The organism is Metapseudomonas resinovorans, from assembly GCF_002003485.1.
GTDB classification, from domain to species: Bacteria; Pseudomonadota; Gammaproteobacteria; order Pseudomonadales; family Pseudomonadaceae; genus Metapseudomonas; species Metapseudomonas resinovorans_D.
In genome coordinates this window covers 166,393-186,832 of sequence record NZ_BDMA01000001.1, presented here as the reverse complement: position 1 = coordinate 186,832, position 20,440 = coordinate 166,393, and the positions used below count along the sequence as shown (strand labels likewise).

The 20,440-nt window shown below is 62.2% G+C and carries 17 protein-coding genes; 14 read left to right on the top strand and 3 right to left on the bottom strand.

Features of this window, described 5'->3' with window-relative positions; genetic code table 11:
- Positions 1–116 precede the first annotated feature (116 nt).
- The 9 genes from rsmA (at position 117) to MnOB_RS00775 (ending at position 9,493) form a co-directional block, all read left to right on the top strand.
- Positions 117–923: a 16S rRNA (adenine(1518)-N(6)/adenine(1519)-N(6))-dimethyltransferase RsmA gene (gene rsmA, locus MnOB_RS00815; RefSeq protein ID WP_077520835.1), complete on the top strand. Its 807-nt coding sequence runs from the start codon at positions 117–119 to the stop codon at positions 921–923.
- Between the two features lie 31 nt (positions 924–954).
- Entirely contained in the window at positions 955–1,335 is a 381-nt protein-coding gene (gene apaG / locus MnOB_RS00810; RefSeq protein WP_077520832.1) for a Co2+/Mg2+ efflux protein ApaG, read from the top strand.
- 10 nt (positions 1,336–1,345) lie between these two features.
- Positions 1,346–2,173 (top strand): symmetrical bis(5'-nucleosyl)-tetraphosphatase, encoded by an 828-nt coding sequence (locus MnOB_RS00805; RefSeq protein ID WP_077520829.1) that lies wholly within the window; start codon positions 1,346–1,348, stop codon positions 2,171–2,173.
- The gene (glpE, locus tag MnOB_RS00800; protein ID WP_077520826.1) at positions 2,166–2,495 is read left to right on the top strand and encodes a thiosulfate sulfurtransferase GlpE; all 330 of its coding nucleotides are present in this window, start codon (positions 2,166–2,168) and stop codon (positions 2,493–2,495) included. Before MnOB_RS00805 ends, glpE begins: the two co-directional genes overlap by 8 nt.
- A 287-nt stretch (positions 2,496–2,782) precedes the next feature.
- A complete protein-coding gene (locus MnOB_RS00795; RefSeq protein WP_077520824.1) occupies positions 2,783–4,705 on the top strand; it encodes a PrkA family serine protein kinase in 1,923 nt (640 codons plus the stop codon).
- Between the two features lie 98 nt (positions 4,706–4,803).
- Positions 4,804–6,075 (top strand): YeaH/YhbH family protein, encoded by a 1,272-nt coding sequence (locus MnOB_RS00790; protein WP_077520821.1) that lies wholly within the window; start codon positions 4,804–4,806, stop codon positions 6,073–6,075.
- A gap of 13 nt (positions 6,076–6,088) precedes the next feature.
- Complete coding sequence (locus MnOB_RS00785) at positions 6,089–7,654, top strand: SpoVR family protein (protein ID WP_077520818.1); 1,566 nt, start codon at positions 6,089–6,091, stop codon at positions 7,652–7,654.
- A gap of 64 nt (positions 7,655–7,718) precedes the next feature.
- Entirely contained in the window at positions 7,719–8,228 is a 510-nt protein-coding gene (locus MnOB_RS00780) for a DUF4136 domain-containing protein (RefSeq protein WP_077520815.1), read from the top strand.
- Positions 8,229–8,260: 32 nt separating this feature from the next.
- The gene (locus MnOB_RS00775) at positions 8,261–9,493 is read left to right on the top strand and encodes a multifunctional CCA addition/repair protein (RefSeq protein ID WP_077520813.1); all 1,233 of its coding nucleotides are present in this window, start codon (positions 8,261–8,263) and stop codon (positions 9,491–9,493) included.
- On the opposite strand, the gene folK is transcribed toward MnOB_RS00775, so the two are convergent.
- Both folK and folB read right to left on the bottom strand, forming a co-directional pair.
- Positions 9,466–10,008, bottom strand: a complete 543-nt coding sequence (gene folK, locus MnOB_RS00770) for a 2-amino-4-hydroxy-6-hydroxymethyldihydropteridine diphosphokinase (protein ID WP_077520810.1) — start codon at positions 10,006–10,008, stop codon at positions 9,466–9,468. The two genes, MnOB_RS00775 and folK, sit on opposite strands and share 28 nt — an antisense overlap.
- Positions 9,999–10,352 carry a dihydroneopterin aldolase gene (folB, locus tag MnOB_RS00765; RefSeq protein WP_077520807.1) on the bottom strand — a complete coding sequence of 118 codons (354 nt, stop codon included), beginning with the start codon at positions 10,350–10,352 and terminating at the stop codon, positions 9,999–10,001. Before folB ends, folK begins: the two co-directional genes overlap by 10 nt.
- A gap of 51 nt (positions 10,353–10,403) precedes the next feature.
- Between folB and plsY the strand changes: the two genes are divergently transcribed.
- The gene (gene plsY, locus MnOB_RS00760; RefSeq protein WP_077520804.1) at positions 10,404–10,973 is read left to right on the top strand and encodes a glycerol-3-phosphate 1-O-acyltransferase PlsY; all 570 of its coding nucleotides are present in this window, start codon (positions 10,404–10,406) and stop codon (positions 10,971–10,973) included.
- Positions 10,974–11,003: 30 nt separating this feature from the next.
- On the opposite strand, the gene tsaD is transcribed toward plsY, so the two are convergent.
- Positions 11,004–12,029: a tRNA (adenosine(37)-N6)-threonylcarbamoyltransferase complex transferase subunit TsaD gene (gene tsaD / locus MnOB_RS00755; protein ID WP_077520801.1), complete on the bottom strand. Its 1,026-nt coding sequence runs from the start codon at positions 12,027–12,029 to the stop codon at positions 11,004–11,006.
- A 206-nt stretch (positions 12,030–12,235) separates the two neighbouring features.
- Here tsaD and rpsU point away from each other — a divergent pair, with 206 nt between their 5' ends.
- The 4 genes from rpsU (at position 12,236) to MnOB_RS00735 (ending at position 20,425) form a co-directional block, all read left to right on the top strand.
- Positions 12,236–12,451, top strand: a complete 216-nt coding sequence (gene rpsU / locus MnOB_RS00750) for a 30S ribosomal protein S21 (protein WP_010795989.1) — start codon at positions 12,236–12,238, stop codon at positions 12,449–12,451.
- A 189-nt stretch (positions 12,452–12,640) separates the two neighbouring features.
- Entirely contained in the window at positions 12,641–14,632 is a 1,992-nt protein-coding gene (dnaG, locus tag MnOB_RS00745) for a DNA primase (protein WP_077520798.1), read from the top strand.
- 67 nt (positions 14,633–14,699) lie between these two features.
- Positions 14,700–16,550: an RNA polymerase sigma factor RpoD gene (gene rpoD / locus MnOB_RS00740; RefSeq protein ID WP_077520795.1), complete on the top strand. Its 1,851-nt coding sequence runs from the start codon at positions 14,700–14,702 to the stop codon at positions 16,548–16,550.
- A gap of 137 nt (positions 16,551–16,687) precedes the next feature.
- The gene (locus MnOB_RS00735; protein WP_077520792.1) at positions 16,688–20,425 is read left to right on the top strand and encodes a bifunctional diguanylate cyclase/phosphodiesterase; all 3,738 of its coding nucleotides are present in this window, start codon (positions 16,688–16,690) and stop codon (positions 20,423–20,425) included.
- Positions 20,426–20,440 lie beyond the last annotated feature (15 nt).

Genomic DNA, 20,440 nt, shown 5'->3' with positions numbered 1-20,440 from the left:
CTCCCGCGCTGCTTTGATGGTCCAGCCTTAGGCGGCGCGGGCCGGCGCCTGATAAACTGCGCGATTCAGTTTCCACGCCAGGCCCTCATGCCTGGCCCCAAGGCCTGGAGCCTTCGATGTCCGAACACTACCAACACCGCGCGCGCAAGCGCTTCGGCCAGAACTTCCTGCACGACGCCGGCGTCATCTACCGCATCCTGCGCAGCATCCACGCCCGCGAAGGCGAGCGCCTGCTGGAAATCGGCCCGGGCCAGGGCGCCCTTACCGAAGGCTTGCTCGGCAGCGGTGCCCAGCTCGATGTGATCGAGCTGGACCTGGACCTGATTCCCATCCTGCAACACAAGTTCGGCCAACTGCCCAACTTCCGCCTCAACCAGGGTGATGCGCTGAAGTTCGACTTCCGCCGGCTCGATGCCGAACCGCATAGCCTGCGCGTGGTGGGCAACCTGCCGTACAACATTTCCACGCCGCTGATCTTCCACCTGCTTGCCCACGCGGACCTGATCCGCGACATGCACTTCATGCTGCAGAAGGAAGTGGTGGAGCGTCTGGCCGCCGAGCCCGGCGGCGGCGACTGGGGCCGGCTTTCGATCATGGTCCAGTACCACTGCCGCGTGGAGCACCTGTTCAATGTCGGACCGGGCGCATTCAACCCGCCGCCCAAGGTGGATTCGGCCATCGTGAGGCTGGTTCCGCACGAAGTCCTGCCGCATCCGGCCAAGGATGTCGCCATGCTGGAGCGTGTAGTGCGCGAAGCCTTCAATCAGCGGCGCAAGACCCTGCGCAATACCCTCAAGGGCCTGCTTGACGCTGCCGCCATCGAAGCAGCGGGTGTCGACGGCGGTCTGCGTCCAGAGCAACTGGACCTCGCTGCCTTTGTCCGCCTGGCTGATCAACTGGCTGCGGCGGATCCCAAACCCTAGACTCCATATCCAGCTACTCGAGAGCCTTCGCGTGTCCGATCCCCGATACAAGGTCGACGTCAACGTCGTCACCCGCTTCCTCCCGGAACAATCGCAGCCGGACGAGAATCGCTTTGCCTTCGCCTACACCGTGACCATCCACAACAATGGCGAGCTGCCGGCCAAGCTGCTCACCCGTCATTGGGTGATCACCGATGGCGACGGCCATGTGCAGGAAGTCCGCGGTGCCGGCGTAATTGGCCAGCAGCCCCTGATTGCCCCAGGCGCCAGCCACACCTATACCAGCGGTACCGTCATGGCCACGCGGGTCGGTAGCATGCAGGGCAGCTATCAGATGGTCGCCGACGACGGCAAACGCTTTGACGCCATCATCGCGCCCTTCAGCCTCGCCGTCCCTGGCTCTCTGCACTGAGAGCACCGGCATGACGACCTATGCGGTTGGCGATCTCCAGGGTTGCCTGGATCAGCTGAAGTGCCTGCTGGACCAAGTACGATTCGATCCGGCAAAAGATGAGCTGTGGCTGGTGGGTGATCTGGTCAATCGTGGCCCGAAGTCCCTGGAAACCCTGCGCTTCCTCTATTCGATCCGCGATTCGGTAGTGTGCGTGCTTGGTAACCACGACCTGCACCTGCTGGCTGTGGCCAACAACATCGAACGACTGCGCAAGGCCGATACCTTGCGCGAGATCCTCGACGCACCGGACTGTGCCGAACTGCTGGACTGGCTGCGCCAGCAGAAACTGCTGCACTACGACGAGCAACGGGAAATCGCCCTCGTTCACGCCGGCATTCCACCCCAGTGGTCGCTCAAGAAGGCGCTGAAACGCGCCGCCGAAGTGGAAGAAGCGTTGCGGGACGATGCGCGCCTGCCTCTGTTCCTCGACGGCATGTACGGCAACGAGCCGGCCAAATGGGATGGCGATCTGCAAGGCGTCACGCGCCTGCGGGTGATCACCAACTACTTCACGCGCATGCGCTTCTGCCGTGCCGATGGCACCCTGGACCTCAAGTCGAAGGAGGGGCTGGATACGGCGCCTCCGGGATACGCCCCCTGGTTCAGCTTCCCCGAGCGCAAGACCCGCGGGCAGAAGATCATCTTCGGCCATTGGGCGGCCCTGGAAGGCAATTGCAACGAACCCGGCCTGTACGCCCTCGACACTGGCTGCGTCTGGGGCGGCAGCATGACTCTTTTGAACATCGACAGTGGCGAGCACATCAGTTGCAGCTGCGAGGAGAACCGCCATGAGTGAATTCCAACGCATCCCGCCCGAACAGGCGCAGACCCTGCGCGAACAAGGCGCCGTGGTGGTGGATATCCGCGATCCGCAGAGCTTCGCCCTGGGTCATATCTGTGGTTCCCACCACCTGGACAACTACTCCCTGCCCGACTTCATCGCCCAGGCCGACTTCGACAAGCCGCTGATCGTCACCTGCTATCACGGCAACTCCAGTCAGGGCGCGGCCGCCTATCTCGCCCACCAGGGCTTCTCCGAGGTCTACAGCCTCGATGGCGGCTTCGAACTGTGGCGGAGTGTCTATCCCGGGGAAGTCGCCCAGGGCAACCTCGAATAAAAAATTTTCGGTGAGGCGCAACCCCGCGCCATCACTGGCTTGGCGTCACTTCTCCGACGGACGGTAATCCCCTGTTATCGTTCCGTAATGCTTGACCTTGCCGATAACGAACTACTCTTAGCTCAGGCCATCCAAATAAGGGGAGAGCCGGTACACCGGTTCCGGGCCATCGGCAGCGACCATTCAGGTGTTCTGGGGGAATTCAATCGGCCGACCTTCTTCGGCTGACTGCCCGCACCCGCACAACCGACCCCGCGCCGGCTTCCTGATTCCAGCGAGGTGACGTCATGAGCATTTTCAGCCACTTCCAACAACGCTTCGAAGCGACTCGCCAGGAGGAATATTCCCTTCAGGAATACCTCGACCTGTGCAAACAGGAACGCAGTGCCTACGCCACCGCCGCCGAACGTATGCTCATGGCCATCGGTGACCCGGAACTGCTCGACACCTCGCTCGATCCGAGGCTGTCACGGATCTTCTCCAACAAGGTGATCCGTCGTTATCCGGCCTTTGCCGACTTCCATGGCATGGAAGAGTGCATCGACCAGATCGTTTCCTACTTCCGCCATGCTGCCCAAGGCCTGGAAGAGAAGAAGCAGATCCTTTATCTCCTCGGCCCGGTAGGTGGCGGCAAGTCCTCCCTGGCAGAGAAGCTGAAGCAGCTCATGGAGCGCGTTCCTTTTTATGCCATCAAGGGATCTCCAGTCTTCGAATCGCCCCTGGGTCTGTTCAATGCCGATGAGGACGGTGCCATTCTCGAAGAGGAATACGGCATCCCGCGGCGTTACCTGCGCTCGGTAATCTCGCCCTGGGCGACCAAGCGCCTGAACGAGTTCGGCGGCGACATCAGCAAGTTCCGCGTGGTCAAGCTCTACCCCTCGATCCTCAACCAGATCGCCATTGCCAAGACCGAGCCCGGCGACGAGAACAACCAGGACATTTCCGCCCTGGTGGGCAAGGTGGATATCCGCAAGCTCGAGGAATACCCGCAGAACGACGCCGACGCCTACAGCTTCTCGGGCGCGCTGTGCCGGGCCAACCAGGGCCTGATGGAATTCGTCGAGATGTTCAAGGCGCCGATCAAGGTGCTGCACCCGTTACTGACCGCCACACAGGAAGGCAACTACAACAGCACCGAGGGGCTGGGTGGCTTGCCGTTCAGCGGCATTATCCTGGCCCACTCCAACGAATCGGAATGGCACAGCTTCCGCAACAACAAGAACAACGAGGCCTTCATCGACCGGATCTACATCGTCAAGGTGCCCTACTGCCTGCGGGTCGCCGACGAGATCAAGATCTACGACAAACTGCTCATCGGCAGCTCCCTGGCCCACGCCCACTGCGCGCCGGACACCCTGCGCATGCTGGCGCAGTTCTCCGTGCTGTCACGCCTGAAGGAGCCGGAGAACTCCAACATCTATTCGAAAATGCGTGTCTACGATGGTGAGAACCTTAAGGACACAGATCCGAAAGCGAAGTCGATCCAGGAGTATCGCGATACCGCGGGCGTGGACGAAGGCATGAATGGGCTGTCGACCCGCTTCGCCTTCAAGATCCTCTCCAAGGTGTTCAACTTCGACCCGCACGAAATAGCAGCCAACCCCGTGCACCTGCTCTATGTGCTGGAACAGCAGATCGAACAGGAGCAGTTCCCGGCCGAGATGCGCGAGCGCTACCTGCGCTACATCAAGGAGTACCTGGCCCCGCGCTACATCGAGTTCATCGGCAAGGAAATCCAGACCGCCTACCTGGAGTCCTACAGCGAATACGGCCAGAACATCTTCGACCGCTATGTGCTGTACGCGGACTTCTGGATCCAGGATCAGGAATACCGCGACCCGGAAACCGGCGAAATCCTCAATCGCGTAGCCCTGAACGAAGAACTGGAAAAAATCGAGAAGCCGGCCGGCATCAGCAACCCGAAGGATTTCCGCAACGAGATCGTCAACTTCGTGCTGCGCGCCCGGGCCAACAACAACGGCAAGAACCCCAGCTGGCTCAGCTACGAGAAGCTGCGCGTGGTCATCGAGAAGAAAATGTTCTCCAACACCGAGGATCTCCTGCCGGTCATCAGCTTCAATGCCAAGGGGAGCAAGGAGGAGCAGCAGAAGCACAACGACTTCGTCAAACGCATGGTCGAGCGCGGCTATACGGAGAAACAGGTACGCCTGCTGTCCGAATGGTACCTGCGGGTACGCAAGTCGCAGTAAAACAGTCTCAAGCTGCAAGTCAGGAACACGCCAGCCGGAGGCGCCGTATCGTACGGCGTCCTCCGCGCTTTGCAGCCTGAAGCTCCCCGGAGGGGTCTATGAGCTACGTCATCGACAGGCGATTGAACGGCAAGAACAAGAGCACCGTGAACCGGCAACGGTTCCTGAGGCGCTACCGCGAGCACATCAAGAAGGCCGTGGAGGAGGCCGTCAGCCGCCGTTCCATCACCGACATGGAGCATGGCGAACAGATCAGCATTCCCGGTCGTGACATCGACGAACCCGTTTTGCACCACGGTCGCGGTGGCCGCCAGACCATCGTCCACCCCGGCAACAAGGAATTCACCACCGGTGACCGCATCCCCCGACCCCAGGGCGGCGGCGGTGGGCGCGGGGGCGGCAAGGCCAGCAACCAGGGCGAGGGAATGGACGACTTCGTCTTCCAGATCACTCAGGAGGAATTCCTCGACTTCATGTTCGAGGACCTCGAGCTACCCAACCTGGTAAAGCGCCACCTCACCGGTTCCGACACCTTCAAGACCGTACGCGCCGGCATCAGCAACGAAGGCAATCCGTCGCGTATCAATATCGTCCGCACGCTGCGCTCGGCCCACGCCCGCCGCATCGCGCTCTCCGGCAGCAGTCGCGGCAAGCTGAAGGTGGCGAAAGCGGAGCTGGAACGCCTGAAGCGCGAGGAACCGGATAACTTCGGCGATATCCAGGAACTTGAAGCAGAAATCGCCAGGCTTCGGGCCAGGATCGAGCGAGTTCCCTTCCTCGACACCTTCGACCTCAAGTACAACCTGCTGGTCAAGCAGCCCAACCCATCGTCCAAGGCGGTGATGTTCTGCCTGATGGACGTCTCGGGCTCCATGACCCAGGCCACCAAGGACATCGCCAAGCGCTTCTTCATCCTCCTTTACCTCTTCCTCAAGCGGAACTACGACAAGATCGAGGTCGTGTTCATCCGCCACCACACCAGCGCCCGCGAGGTGGACGAGGAAGAGTTCTTCTATTCCCGGGAAACCGGCGGCACCATCGTCTCCAGCGCACTCAAGCTGATGCAGGAGATCATGGCCGAGCGTTACCCCATCAACGAGTGGAACATCTATGCCGCCCAGGCTTCGGACGGCGACAACTGGAATGACGATTCACCCATCTGCCGGGATATCCTGATCAAGCAGATCATGCCGTTCGTGCAGTACTACACCTACGTCGAGATCACTCCGCGCGAGCACCAGGCGCTGTGGTACGAGTACGAGCAGGTCTGCGAAGCGTTCGGCGATACCTTCGCCCAGCAACAGATCGTCTCGGCGGCGGATATCTACCCGGTGTTCCGCGAGCTGTTCCATCGCAGGCTCGTGACCTGAGGGGAGGCGTGAAATGACTGCCAGCAAGAAGGAACGCAAGCCCATTTCCACAGGGTCGGAATGGACCTTCGACCTGATCCGTGCCTACGACCGCGAGATCAGCAGGATCGCCGAGCGCTATGCGCTGGACACCTACCCTAACCAGATCGAAGTGATCAGCGCCGAGCAGATGATGGACGCCTATGCGTCAGTCGGCATGCCCATCGGCTATCACCACTGGTCCTACGGCAAGCACTTCCTCGCCACCGAAAAGGGTTACTCGCGGGGCCAGATGGGCCTGGCCTACGAGATCGTGATCAACTCCGACCCCTGCATCGCCTATCTGATGGAGGAAAACACCATCACCATGCAGGCCCTGGTTATCGCCCACGCCTGCTACGGCCACAACAGCTTCTTCAAGGGCAACTACCTGTTCCGCACCTGGACCGATGCCAGCTCGATCATCGACTACCTGGTGTTCGCCAAGCAGTACATCAATCTGTGCGAAGAGCGCCACGGCATCGATGCGGTGGAAGACCTGCTCGACTCCTGCCACGCCCTGATGAACTACGGCGTGGACCGCTACAAGCGCCCCTACCCCATCTCCGCCGAAGAAGAACGGCGCCGGCAGAAGGAACGTGAAGAACACCTGCAGAAGCAGATCAACGACCTCTGGCGCACCATTCCCAAGGGCGCCGGCAAGGGCGGCGAGAAGGACAACCAGCGCTTCCCCGTCGAGCCGCAGGAAAACATCCTCTATTTCATCGAGAAACACGCCCCCCTGCTGGAACCCTGGCAGCGGGAAGTGGTGCGTATCGTGCGCAAGGTCGCCCAGTACTTCTATCCACAACGCCAGACCCAGGTGATGAACGAAGGCTGGGCCACCTTTTGGCACTACACGCTTCTCAACGACCTGTACGACGAAGGGCTGGTCACCGAAGGCTTCATGATGGAGTTCCTGCAGTCCCACACCAGCGTGGTCTACCAGCCGCCCTTCGACAGCCCCTACTACAGCGGCATCAACCCCTATGCCCTGGGTTTCGCGATGTACCGCGACATCCGCCGCATCTGCGAGGAACCCACAGAGGAAGACCGCCACTGGTTCCCCGACATCGCTGGCAGCGACTGGCTGTCGACGCTCAAGTTCGCCATGAACAGCTTCAAGGATGAAAGCTTCATCCTGCAGTTCCTGTCACCCAAGGTGATCCGCGACTTCAAGCTGTTCAGCATCCTCGACGACGACCAGAAGGATGAGCTGTACGTTCCGGCCATCCATGACGAGCAGGGCTACAGGCTGATCCGCGAAACCCTGGCCGCCCAGTACAACCTCGGCAACCGCGAACCCAACGTGCAGATCTGGAGCGTGGATCGTCGTGGGGATCGCTCGCTCACCCTGCGCCACCAGCAACACGACCGCAAACCCCTGGGTGAGTCCACCGATGAGGTCCTCAAGCACCTGCACCGGCTTTGGGGCTTCGATATCCACCTGGAAACCCGTTACGGCGAACAGATCACAGGGAGTCATCACGTCCCCCCAAAGGGGGAGCGCACTGAGGACGGGGAATACCCGCGCCTGGACCTGATCATTCCACCCATTTGATCGGTTGACCGTGTGCCCGGCCCACGCCGAGCATGCGGTTCACCCCTATGGGAGCCGCCCTCAGATGCGCCTGTTCCTCGTCTTGCTGCTGTGTCTGGCCCTGGCCACCTGCTCCACGTCCATCCCGCAAATCCGCATCCTGCAACCGGCCAGTGCCGAACTGGCCGGGCGCAGCAGCTTCGCCCTGGTACCGCCGGAACAGGCGGTGAACGGTGAGCTGCCGTATCGGGAGCGCTACGCCCAGCTCGCCCCTCTGATCCAGCAGGAACTGGAAGCTCGCGGCTATCGCGCCGAAGGCAATGCACAGCTGCAGGTGTACTACTGGCTGGCCGTGAACAACCAGCCGCTCGAATTCAAGGTCGATCAGGCACCACCCAGCCCCCTTGGCCCCTACCAGGCCATCCACCGACTGCGTGACGAAACTGGAACCTTGCGCCTACGCCTGACCGACCCCACGGGCAAGGTACTTTGGGAAGGTCTGGCCAGCACCGGTCTCAGCCCTTCCTGGGACAGCACCGAACTGCTCGAAAACGCAGCAAGGGCCCTGGTCGGGCAGATTCCTGCAGCCCGCTAGGCTGTTATCCTCCGCAGCCACGGAGGCAACACATGCAGATATACAAAGTCGGTGGCGCGGTTCGCGACCGCCTGTTGAATCGCCCTATCACCGAAAACGACTGGGTCGTGGTGGGCGCCACGGCCGAAGAGATGCTGGAAAAGGGTTACCGCCCAGTGGGTGCGGACTTCCCGGTGTTCCTGCATCCGCAGACCGGCGAGGAATATGCCCTGGCGCGCACCGAGCGCAAGAGTGGACGCGGCTACGGCGGCTTCACCTTCTACGCCAGCCCGGACGTGACCCTGGAACAGGACCTGATCCGCCGGGACCTCACCGTCAACGCCATGGCCGAGGATGACCACGGCAAGCTCATCGACCCCTATGACGGCCAGAAAGACCTCGAAGCCCGCGTACTGCGCCACGTCTCCCCCGCTTTCGCCGAAGACCCCCTGCGCGTCCTGCGCGTCGCGCGATTCGCCGCACGCTATGCGCCCCTGGGCTTCACCGTCGCGCAAGAAACCCTTGAGCTGATGCGGCAGATCGCCGAATCAGGCGAACTGGATGCCCTGACGCCGGAGCGCAGCTGGAAAGAAATCTCTCGCGCCCTGATGGAGCCACGCCCGGACGTGTTCATCCAGGTGCTGCACGAATGCGGCGCCTTGGCAGCCTGGTTACCTGAAGTGGACGATTTGTTCGGCGTGCCGCAGCCGGCGAAGCATCACCCGGAAGTGGACACTGGCGTGCACGTACTGGCCGTCCTGCGCCAGTGCGCCGAGCACGACCAGCCGCTGACCGTACGCTGGGCCAGCCTGCTGCACGACCTGGGCAAGGGCCTGACCCCGGAAGAAGAATGGCCCCAGCACATCGCCCACGAAAAGCGCGGACTGAAGCTGATCAAGGCCATCAATGAGCGCTGCAAGGCGCCCCGCGACTGTCAGGAACTTGCACTGCTGGTCGGCGAGTATCACACGCACGCCCATCGAGCCCTGGAACTGCGTGCCTCCACCCTGCTGGAGCTCCTGCAAAGCTTCGACGTCTACCGCCGGCCGCAGCGCTTCGAAGAGTTCGTCGCCGCCAGCGAGATGGACGCCCGCGGCCGCACCGGCCTGGAGCATCGCGACTATCCACAGGCTGCCTATCTGCTGGGCGCAGCCCAGGCTGCCCGCGGAGTCGCCGTGCAACCGCTGCTGGAAAAGGGATTGAAGGGGGCCGAATTGGGCGAAGCGCTCAAGGCCGAGCGCCTCAAGGCACTCAAGGCTTACAAGGAAGGCGGCGGGAAGGCCTGAATCAGCCCGGGCGGCGTCAGCTCGACGCCGCGCCAGGAGAAGGACGCCGGCCAGAGTGCCTGCTCGATAGCGGCACTCTCCCAGAGCTCAGCGAAGCCCCGATGTACGCCGGGATGCTGAAGCTCAGGCGCCAGCAGCGACAGGGGCCAGAGCACGAAAGCATTCTTCAGCACTTCCGGGCGCGGCAGGATAAGACCGTCGAAGTTCCCCACACGATCGCCATACAGCAGCACGTCGATGTCCAGCGGCAGGCCTTTGCGGCCCGGCGCATAGCGACCGTTGTCAGCCTCGATCTCCTTCAGGCGGCGATCCAGTTCGTGCAAGGACAGGTCGGTGAGAGCGGCCACCACGAAATTGAAGAAATTCCCGCTCTTGATACCCACGGGAAAGCTTTCGAACACCGGAGAGCAGCGAATGTCCTGGAGGAATTCGTCCAGCGCCTCAAGCCCGGCGGTAAGATTCCGCTCGCGCTCGATATTGCTGCCGAGGCCAAGGTAGATAGGAGTCAGCGACATCCGCGCTCGATCTCCACGCCAACGCTGCTGGCTGCCGGTACGGCACCGGGTTTGTGCAGTTTCAGGCGGACCCAGGGAATATTGAACTCGGCCATCAGCACGGCCACCAGGCGCTCAGCGAAGGTTTCCACCAGGAGGAACTGCGCCTCGGCGGCGAACGCCTGGATGCGCTGGGAAACGGCGGCATAGTCGAGTGCTTTCTCGAGGTCGTCGCCAGCGGCGGCCGGTCGGTTGTCCCAGGCCAGCTGCAGGTCCAGCCGCAGGCACTGGCGAATGCTGCGCTCCCAGTCATAGGCACCGATTACGGTGTCCACTTCCAGACCCTCGATGAAAACCGTGTCCACGTCAGTGCTGCCCCGCTAGAATCGGGACTTCCTCGCCCCGGAATGGATACCATGTTTTGGCTGCTGGCGACTCTCGCCTACCTGCTCGGATCGTTGTCCTTCGCCATTCTGCTCAGCCGACTCTTCGGCACGGGCGACCCACGTGCCCAGGGCTCCGGCAACCCTGGCGCCACCAATATGTTGCGGGTGGCGGGAAAGAAACTTGCGATCCTGACCCTGCTTGGCGACCTGCTCAAAGGCTTGTTGCCGGTGCTGGTCGCCCATCTCTGTGGTTTCGACATCCAGCAGCAGGCCTGGATCGGTCTCGCCGCGGTGCTCGGGCACCTTTATCCCATTTACTTCCGATTTCGCGGTGGCAAGGGTGTCGCCACCGCCGCCGGCATGCTGCTCGGCCTGTATCCACCTGCAGCACTGCTGGCCATTTGCGCCTGGGTGCTGACCTTCTACCTGACTCGCACCAGTTCGCTGGCGGCCTTGATCGCCACGCCGCTCACCCTGCCGCTGCTGGCCTGGCAACAACCCGGCGCGCTGCTACCGATGACAGTGCTGACCGGACTTATCGTCTGGCGTCATCGCGGCAATCTACGCGACCTTTTTGCAGGACGCGAACGGCATTTCTGAATGTCTGCGTGAAATCGGCTCACCCAGTAATCAGACTGGGGGCAGTTGCTCCATCGGCCAACGCGCCTGTACACCGATCGCCGGACCATCCTGCTGGCCCGCCAGCAAACGCTGGCAGCCGGCATAAGCGATCATCGCGCCGTTATCGGTGCAGAAACGCGGGCGTGCATAGAACACATCACCCTTCAGTTCACCAAGCATCTTGCCCAACGCCTGGCGCAACGACTGGTTGGCGCTGACACCGCCAGCGATCACCAGGCGCTTGAGACCGGTCTGCTTGAGCGCACGGCGGCACTTGATGGTGAGAGTCTCCACCACCGCCTGTTCAAAGGCCAGAGCGATGTCGCAACGGGTTTGCTCGCCGTCGTCCCCAGCATCGCGGCAGCGCTGCCAGGTATTGAGGGCGAAGGTCTTGAGGCCGCTGAAGGAAAAGTCCAGGCCGGGACGATCGGTCATCGGCCGCGGGAACACGAAGCGACCGGGGGTGCCGCTCTGGGCCAGCCGCGCGATCTCCGGACCGCCCGGATAACCGAGGCCGATCAGCTTGGCGGTCTTGTCGAAGGCTTCACCCGCGGCGTCGTCCACCGACTCGCCGAGCAACTGGTAGCGGCCGATGCCGTCCACCCGTACCAGCTGGGTGTGACCACCCGAAACCAGCAAGGCGATGAACGGGAACTCCGGCGGCGTTTCTTCCAGCATGGGCGCCAGCAGGTGGCCTTCCATATGGTGCACACCGAGCGCCGGCACACCCCAGGCGAACGCCAGGGCCTGGGCACAGGACGCCCCCACCAGCAGTGCGCCCACCAGGCCGGGACCCGCGGTGTAGGCGATGCCGTCGATATCCTCGGGCTTGCGACCGGCCTCTTCCAGGACTTCGCGCAGCAGCGGCAGCAGGCGCTTCACATGGTCGCGGGACGCCAGCTCGGGCACGACACCGCCGTAGACCCGATGCAGGTCGATCTGACTGAACAGCGCATCGGCCAGCAGGCCGCGTTCACTGTCATAAAGGGCGACGCCGGTTTCGTCGCAAGAGGTTTCCAACCCCAGCACTAGCATGGGTACGCGCCTTTCTGGCCTGGTAAAAGAAGAAGGCGCGAATCATAATCGCCGCCCCCTGCGCCGACCAGCGGTTTTCGACTGAAGGCTTTGCATTCCGTGCCCTGAGGCGTTAATATCCGCAGCCCTTGAAATCCGACGCGCCACCGAGCCAGCTTTTGCCGGAATGCGTCGACCATTCGGTAATTGATGAAGGTACGACCTGGATGCCAGCCGTCAAAGTTAAAGAGAACGAACCCTTCGACGTAGCCCTGCGTCGTTTCAAGCGCTCCTGCGAGAAAGCCGGCGTACTGGCCGAAGTTCGCAGCCGTGAGTTCTACGAGAAGCCCACTTCTGAGCGCAAGCGCAAAGCCGCCGCCGCGGTCAAGCGTCACGCCAAGAAAGTGCAGCGCGAGCAGCGTCGCCGCGAGCGCCTGTACTGAGTTAGCAGGCTACGCCGCACGCTCACGCATCGCCCGGCTCCGACCGGGCGAGTGCATGCTGGGCACACAGAAAACTCCGCTTCGCCCCGGCGAATCGCGGAGTTTTTTGCTTTCCAGCCTAAACCTCGCTTCTGTCGCCGCCGACCGGCCGCGAGTATGCTTTGAACCTTCCTGCGCCCCGAGCACCCTATGGCTGGCCTGATCCCACAAGGCTTCATCGACGACCTGCTGAACCGCACCGACATAGTCGAAGTGGTCGGCGCCCGCGTGCAGCTGAAGAAGGCCGGCAAGAACTACACCGCTCGCTGCCCTTTCCATAACGAAAAGACGCCCTCCTTCAGCGTCAGCCCGGACAAACAGTTCTATTACTGCTTCGGCTGCGGCGCTGGCGGCAATGCCCTCGGTTTCGTCATGGATCACGATCACCTGGACTTCCCCCAGGCGGTCGAGGAACTGGCCAAGCGCGCAGGCCTGGAAGTCCCCAGAGAAGAAGGCGGTCGCAGCAGCGGACCACGCCAGCCGAGCGATTCACCGCTCTATGCCCTGCTCACTGATGCTTCGGATTACTACCGCCACGCGCTGAAGCAGCATCCGACCCGCAAGGCTGCGGTCGAATACCTGAAAGGTCGCGGCCTGACCGGCGAAATCGCCCGCGACTTCGCCCTCGGCTTCGCTCCGCCCGGCTGGGACAACCTGCTCAAGCACATGGGCGGCGACAGCCTGCAGCAGAAGCACATGATCGATGCAGGCCTGCTGATCGAGAACGCCGACTCCGGCAAGCGCTATGACCGCTTCCGCGACCGGGTGATGTTCCCGATCCGTGACAGCCGTGGACGCATCATCGCCTTCGGTGGCCGGGTGCTTGGCGACGACAAGCCCAAGTACCTGAACTCGCCGGAAACCCCGGTCTTCCACAAGGGCCAGGAACTCTACGGGCTGTTCGAAGCACGCAAGCACAACCGCAACCTCGACGAAATCATGGTCGTCGAGGGATACATGGACGTCATCGCACTCGCCCAGCAGGGTCTGCGCAACGCCGTCGCCACACTGGGCACGGCCACTAGCGAAGAGCACATCCGCCGTTTGTTCCGCCTGGTGCCGAACATCCTCTTCTGTTTCGACGGCGACCAGGCAGGACGCAAAGCCGCCTGGCGCGCCCTGGAAGCAGCCCTCTCCGGACTGGAGGACGGACGCCGCGCGCGCTTCCTCTTCCTGCCCGAGGGCGAAGACCCGGACAGCCTGGTCCGCAAGGAAGGCACCGACGCATTCCGGGCGCGGATCACCCAGCATGCGCAACCGCTCGCGGACTATTTCTTCCAGCAACTGACCCAGGAAGCCGATCCCACCTCACTGGAAGGCAAGGCTCACCTGGCTACACTGGCGGCGCCGCTGATCGAGCGAATTCCTGGCGCAAACCTGAAGGTTCTGATGCGTCAGCGCCTGGCCGAAATCACCGGTCTCAATGGCGACGCACTCGGCCAGTTCGCCCGCAGCGCGACGCCGGCGAGAAGCGAGAGCCACGACCACCCGGACGACGCCTACTACGCATCTTTCTCCGGCTACGACGACCAGCAGCACCAGCCGGACCATTCGCACTACTTCGAACAGCCAGCCGTCCAGCAGGGCAACTGGCAGAAGGACGAACGGCGCAAGGAAAGCTGGAAGAAGGACGACTGGAAGAAAGACGGCAAGAAATGGAACAAGCAGGGCCGCGATGATTTCAGGCAGCCGCCGCGCACAGAAGTGAAGGTAGAATCCCCCACTCTCACAGCACTGCGCACGCTGTTGCACCATCCGTCATTAGCCCAGAAAGTCGAGGATGCCAGCCATTTCGCCGCCGAAGACGACACGTACGCCCAGCTCATGGTGGCGCTCGTGGAAGCCGTTCAGAAGAATCCGAAGCTTCGTTCGCTGCAGCTGATCGCCCGCTGGCATGGCACCGATCAGGGCCGTCTGTTACGGGCCCTGGCGGAAAAGGAATGGCTGATTTCCGAAGACAACCTTGAACAACAGTTTTTCGACACTATAACTAGGTTGTCGGCTCGCCAGCGGGAACGCCGCCTGGAACAGCTGCTGCGAAAAGCGCGGCAAAGCGAACTCACCGCAGAGGAAAAAGATCAGCTGCGCGACCTCCTCAGCCGCAACACTTCTCCCCTGACTCCGACCCCAACTGGCGCGTAAGGCCCCGGATCAGGTATAATCCTCGGCTTGTTTTCAGCCCGCCAAGACCTTAAATGGATAGGGTGCTATGTCCGGAAAAGCGCAACAGCAGTCTCGCCTTAAAGAATTGATCGCCCGTGGCCGTGAGCAGGGATACCTGACTTACGCGGAGGTCAACGACCACCTGCCGGAGGATATTTCCGATCCGGAACAGGTGGAAGACATCATCCGCATGATCAACGACATGGGGATCAACGTATTCGAGAGTGCCCCGGATGCGGATGCCCTGTTGCTGGCGGAAGCCGATACAGATGAAGCCGCTGCCGAAGAGGCCGCTGCCGCCTTGGCCGCAGTAGAGACCGACATCGGCCGCACTACCGACCCCGTGCGCATGTATATGCGTGAAATGGGTACCGTGGAACTGCTGACCCGCGAAGGCGAGATCGAAATCGCCAAACGCATCGAGGAAGGCATCCGCGAAGTCATGAGCGCGATCGCCCACTTCCCTGGCACCGTCGACGGCATTCTCGCCGACTACCAGCGCATCACCAGTGAAGGCGGTCGCCTGTCCGACGTTCTCAGCGGTTACATCGACCCGGATGACGGCACCGTGCCGGCCGAGGAAGTCGAGCCCGTCGAGCTGAAGGACGATTCCGCTTCGGCCAAGGACAAGGACGAAGACGAGGACGAAGAAAGCGAAAGCGACGAAGAGGAAGAAGGCGATGGCGGTCCGGACCCGGAAGAAGCCCTGCGCCGCTTCACTGCCGTTTCCGAGCAGCTCGAAAAGGCCAAGAAGGCACTGAAGAAGCACGGTCGCAACAGCAAGCAGGCTACTGAAGAACTGCAGGCCCTGGCCGAGCTCTTCATGCCGATCAAGCTGGTGCCGAAGCAGTTCGACGCTCTTGTGGAAAAAGTTCGCAGCGCCCTGGACCGTGTCCGCGGCCAGGAACGCGCCATCATGCAGCTGTGCGTGCGTGATGCCCGTATGCCGCGTGCCGACTTCCTGCGCCTGTTCCCGGGCAACGAAGTGGACCTCGACTGGGCCGACAGCCTCGCCAAGGGCAAGGCCAAGTACGCCGAAGCCATCGGCAAGCTGGTGGACGACATCAAGCGCAACCAGCAGAAGCTGGTGGATCTCCAGAACGAGGTCGAACTGACCGTCAACGAGATCAAGGACGTCAACCGTCGCATGTCAATCGGTGAAGCCAAGGCTCGCCGGGCGAAGAAAGAGATGGTTGAGGCCAACCTGCGTCTCGTGATCTCCATCGCCAAGAAGTACACCAACCGCGGTCTGCAGTTCCTCGACCTGATCCAGGAAGGCAACATCGGCCTGATGAAGGCGGTGGACAAGTTCGAATACCGTCGCGGCTACAAGTTCTCGACCTACGCCACCTGGTGGATCCGTCAGGCGATCACTCGCTCGATCGCCGACCAGGCGCGCACCATCCGTATTCCGGTGCACATGATCGAGACCATCAACAAGCTCAACCGCATCTCCCGTCAGATGCTCCAGGAAATGGGTCGCGAGCCCACTCCGGAAGAGCTTGGCGAGCGCATGGAGATGCCCGAGGACAAAATCCGCAAGGTACTGAAGATCGCCAAAGAGCCGATCTCCATGGAGACCCCGATCGGCGACGACGAGGACTCGCACCTGGGCGACTTCATCGAGGACAGCACCATGCAGTCCCCGATCGATGTAGCCACTGTGGAAAGCCTCAAGGAAGCGACCCGCGAAGTCCTGGCCGGCCTCACCGCCCGTGAAGCCAAGGTCCTGCGCATGCGCTTCGGCATCGACATGAATACCGACCATACCCTCGAGGAAGTCGGCAAGCAGTTCGATGTAACCCGTGAGCGTATCCGTCAGATCGAAGCCAAGGCGTTGCGCAAGCTGCGTCACCCGTCGCGAAGCGAGCACCTGCGCTCCTTCCTCGACGAGTAAGCGATACGAGAACCCCCGGCCAGTCCGGGGGTTTTCTTTTGTGTGTCGCATCGCTCAGCGCGTTCATTTCACTTCCAGCCGACAAGCGGTCACGTCTACACTTCGGTCTTACATCCCTTCAAGGAATGAGGCCGCCAATGGCGCGAGTGCGGGCCCTACTGATGCTTTGGCTGGCACTGTGGACCTTCCCAGCCGGCGCCCTGACGCTCACCCCGGAAGAACAGGCCTGGCTCGACACTCACGGCGAGCTGAGACTCGGTATAGACACCTCCTGGCCCCCCTTCGAATTCCAGGACTCCCAAGGCCGCCACCAAGGCCTGGCTGCCGACTACGTCGAGCTGATCCGCCGCAAGCTGAAGCTGAAGCTCACCCCGGTGGAGTCCGGCAATTGGGGCGAAGTGCTCAAGCGAGCCCGCGAAGGTGAACTGGATATCCTGCCCGGCGTCATGTCCACCCCGGAACGCCAGCAGTACCTGAACTTCACGCGGCCCTATCTCGACTTCCCCATCGTCATCCTTTCCCAGACGCGGGGCCCGCAGCCTTCGAACATCCAGGACCTCTACGGCCTGCGCGTCGGCGTCGTATCCGACTACGCCCCCCATGAGCTCCTGCGGAACCAGCATCCGGACCTCAGCCTGCAGGGTTACCCCACAGTGGCCGCCGCGCTCCAGGCCCTGGCCACCGGCCAGGTAGACGCCTTCGTCGGTGACCTTGCCTCAAGTGTCTGGAGCCTGCGCCAGCTCAAGCTGAACGGCATCAGCATCAGTGGCGAAACGCCTTATCGCTATCAGCTGGCCATGGCGACGCCGAAAATCCATCCGCTACTCGCCGGCATCCTCGACAGGGTATTCGCCGAGATCACCCCGGAAGAAACCGCGGCCATCCAGGAACGCTGGGTGGGCGATGCCCTCTACCAGCACATCGACTGGAACCGCATCCTGCTCTACGGCCTGCCGGCAGTGTTGCTGCTGGCTGGTGTGCTTGCCTTCGTCATGCGCGTCAATCGACGCCTCAGCAATGAAATGACCAGTCGCGCCGCCCTGCAGGAAGAGCTGCGCAGCAGCGAACAGCATTACCGCGGCCTCGTGGAGAGCCTCAACGCCATCGCCTGGGAGATGCGCGTCGAAGATTACAGCTACACCTACGTTTCGCCCCACGCCGAACGCCTGCTCGGCTACCCCTTGAGCAACTGGCTGGAGCAAGGCTTCTGGCGTCGCACCTTGCACCCTGAAGACGCAGGCTGGGCCAATGCCTTCTGCGAAGCCGAAACCGTTGCCGGCCGCGACCACAGCCTCGACTACCGCATGATCGCCGCCGACGGCCGGGTGCTATGGGTGCGGGACATCATCACCCTCATCCCCCACGGTGAGACGCAGATGATGCGCGGCCTGATGATCGACATCACCGAGGCCAAACAGACCGAACAGGCGCTGCAACTCTCCGAGCAGAAATTCGCCTCGGTGTTCCACAACTGCCCCGACATCATCGTCATCGCACGCCGCACCGACGGCAGCCTGCTGGCGATCAACCAGACCTTCGAGCAACAGATCGGACTCAAGGCCAGCGAAGCCCTCGGCCGTACCGCCACTGAGCTGGATATCTGGGGCATTCCCGGCATCGGCCCGAAGCTCCTACAGCGACTGCAACAAGGCAATCCGCTGCACAACCTGGAAATGCCCTTCCGCCGCGCCAATGGAGAAACCTTCATCGGCCTGATTTCCGCGCAGAACATCGAGCTCGATAACACTCCATCCCTGGTCGTGGCAGTCCGCGACGTCACCCAACTAAAGGAAACCCAGCAACTGCTGCAGGTCTCCGAAGAAAAATTCGCCAGCGCCTTCCATGCCTCACCAGACGGCCTGCTCATTACCCGCATCAGCGACGGGCGCCTGCTGGAAGCCAACGATGGCTTCACCCGGATCACCGGCTACAGCCAGCAGGAGATCGCCGACCGCTCCACCCTCGAACTCGGCTTGTGGGCCAACCCGGCCGACCGCGCGCTCATGATCCAGGCCATCCAGGAACACGGCAGCCTGCACCACTACACCACTGCCGTACGTACCAAGACTGGCCAGATACGCATCTGCGAACTCTCCGCCCAGCCGATCCCCATTGGCGGCGAACCCTGCATGCTGACCATTGCCCGCGATGTCACCGAGCGTCAGCAGATGCAGGAAAAATTGCTGCAGGCCGCCACCGTGTTCGAAAGCACGGCCGAAGGCGTGATGATCACCGACACCGAACAACGCATCACAGCCGTCAACCGCGCCTTCAGCGAGATCACCGGCTACAGCGAAAGCGAGGCCCTCGGCCAATCGCCGCGCATGCTCTCTTCCGGCCAGCACGACAGCGCCTTCTACGCAGCCATGTGGCATCAGCTCGAACGCGAAGGGCACTGGCAAGGCGAAATCTGGAACCGCCGCCGGAACGGCGAGCCCTACCCCGAATGGCTCACCATCAGCGCCGTGCGCGACCGCCACCAGCAGGTCACCCATTACGTCGGCGTATTCGCCGACATCTCACCCCTCAAGCATGCCCAGGCCCGGCTCGACTTCCAGGCCCACCACGACTCCCTCACCGGCCTGCCCAATCGCCTGCTGTTCGAAAGCCGCCTGCAACTGGCGCTGACCGATGCGGCCACGGATCACCACCACGGCGCCGTCCTGTTCATTGACCTGGACCGTTTCAAGCACATCAACGACAGCCTCGGCCATCCGGTGGGCGACCTGCTGCTCAAGGGCATCGCCACCCGCCTGCGCGAACAGCTACGCGACATCGACACCGTGGCTCGCCTCGGCGGCGATGAATTCATCATCCTCCTGCCTGGGCTGCACAATGCCAGCGACGCACAAACCGTAGCCAACAAGCTGCTGGCCTGCTTCGAAGCGCCCATTCCCGCTGGCCAGCATGAGTTCTTCATGAGCGCCAGCATCGGTATCAGCCTGTTCCCCGAACACGGCCTGGACGTCGCCACGGTGGTCAAGAATGCCGACGCCGCCATGTACCGGGCCAAGGCCCGAGGCCGCAACCGCATCGAGTTCTATACCCGCGACCTCACCAGCCAGGCCACGGAGCGGATGGCCCTCGAGACCGAATTGCGCCGCGCGCTGGAACGCAACGAACTGTCCCTCAGCTACCAGCCCAAGTTCAGCCTCCAGCATCAGACCCTGGTGGGTGCCGAAGCTCTGGTGCGCTGGTATCACCCCCAATTCGGCGAGATTCCTCCGGAGCGCTTCATTCCCCTCGCGGAAGAATGCGGCCTGATCCTCCCACTGGGCGATTGGGTGCTGGAACACGCCTGTCGGCAGATGCAGCAATGGCAGGAAGGCCACGCCCCGTTCGGCCCGCTCTCGGTAAATCTTGCCGGCGCCCAGTTGCGTCAGCCGCTCTTGATGGAACGCTTGCAGAAACTCATCCACGGGCTTGGCCTCGAACCGCAGCGCCTGCAACTGGAAATCACCGAAAGCTTCATCATGAGCCAGGCCGAAGAAGCCCTCAGCGTGCTGCACAGCCTCAAAGCCCTCGGCGTGCAGCTCGCCATCGACGACTTCGGCACCGGCTACTCCTCCCTCAGCTACCTCAAGCGCCTGCCACTGGATGTGCTGAAGATCGACAAGTCCTTCGTTCGCGGTCTGCCGGACGATCCCAACGACGCGGCCATCAGCCGCGCCATCATCGCCCTTGGCCGCAGCATGCAACTCACCGTCATTGCCGAAGGCGTCGAAACCAAGGCGCAGGAATACTTCCTCGCCGCCGAAGGATGCGAACAGATTCAAGGCTTTATCGTCAGCGCGGCCCTGCCCGCCGATACTTTCGCCCGCAAATTCCTCAGCCCCCTGCCTGCGATTGGCGCCCAGCAAAAGGCGCCTGTATAATCCGCCGGCCTTCTG

Coding starts and splice junctions, on each gene's coding strand:
- MnOB_RS00735 (WP_077520792.1), top strand. CDS start 16,688: ATGGCGCGAGTGCGGGCCCTACTGATGCTTTGGCTGGCACTGTGGACC.
- folK (WP_077520810.1), bottom strand. CDS start 10,008: ATGTCGCTGACTCCTATCTACCTTGGCCTCGGCAGCAATATCGAGCGC.
- MnOB_RS00795 (WP_077520824.1), top strand. CDS start 2,783: ATGAGCATTTTCAGCCACTTCCAACAACGCTTCGAAGCGACTCGCCAG.
- MnOB_RS00780 (WP_077520815.1), top strand. CDS start 7,719: ATGCGCCTGTTCCTCGTCTTGCTGCTGTGTCTGGCCCTGGCCACCTGC.
- MnOB_RS00785 (WP_077520818.1), top strand. CDS start 6,089: ATGACTGCCAGCAAGAAGGAACGCAAGCCCATTTCCACAGGGTCGGAA.
- MnOB_RS00775 (WP_077520813.1), top strand. CDS start 8,261: ATGCAGATATACAAAGTCGGTGGCGCGGTTCGCGACCGCCTGTTGAAT.
- rpsU (WP_010795989.1), top strand. CDS start 12,236: ATGCCAGCCGTCAAAGTTAAAGAGAACGAACCCTTCGACGTAGCCCTG.
- MnOB_RS00805 (WP_077520829.1), top strand. CDS start 1,346: ATGACGACCTATGCGGTTGGCGATCTCCAGGGTTGCCTGGATCAGCTG.
- dnaG (WP_077520798.1), top strand. CDS start 12,641: ATGGCTGGCCTGATCCCACAAGGCTTCATCGACGACCTGCTGAACCGC.
- rpoD (WP_077520795.1), top strand. CDS start 14,700: ATGTCCGGAAAAGCGCAACAGCAGTCTCGCCTTAAAGAATTGATCGCC.
- MnOB_RS00790 (WP_077520821.1), top strand. CDS start 4,804: ATGAGCTACGTCATCGACAGGCGATTGAACGGCAAGAACAAGAGCACC.
- rsmA (WP_077520835.1), top strand. CDS start 117: ATGTCCGAACACTACCAACACCGCGCGCGCAAGCGCTTCGGCCAGAAC.
- plsY (WP_077520804.1), top strand. CDS start 10,404: ATGTTTTGGCTGCTGGCGACTCTCGCCTACCTGCTCGGATCGTTGTCC.
- tsaD (WP_077520801.1), bottom strand. CDS start 12,029: ATGCTAGTGCTGGGGTTGGAAACCTCTTGCGACGAAACCGGCGTCGCC.
- glpE (WP_077520826.1), top strand. CDS start 2,166: ATGAGTGAATTCCAACGCATCCCGCCCGAACAGGCGCAGACCCTGCGC.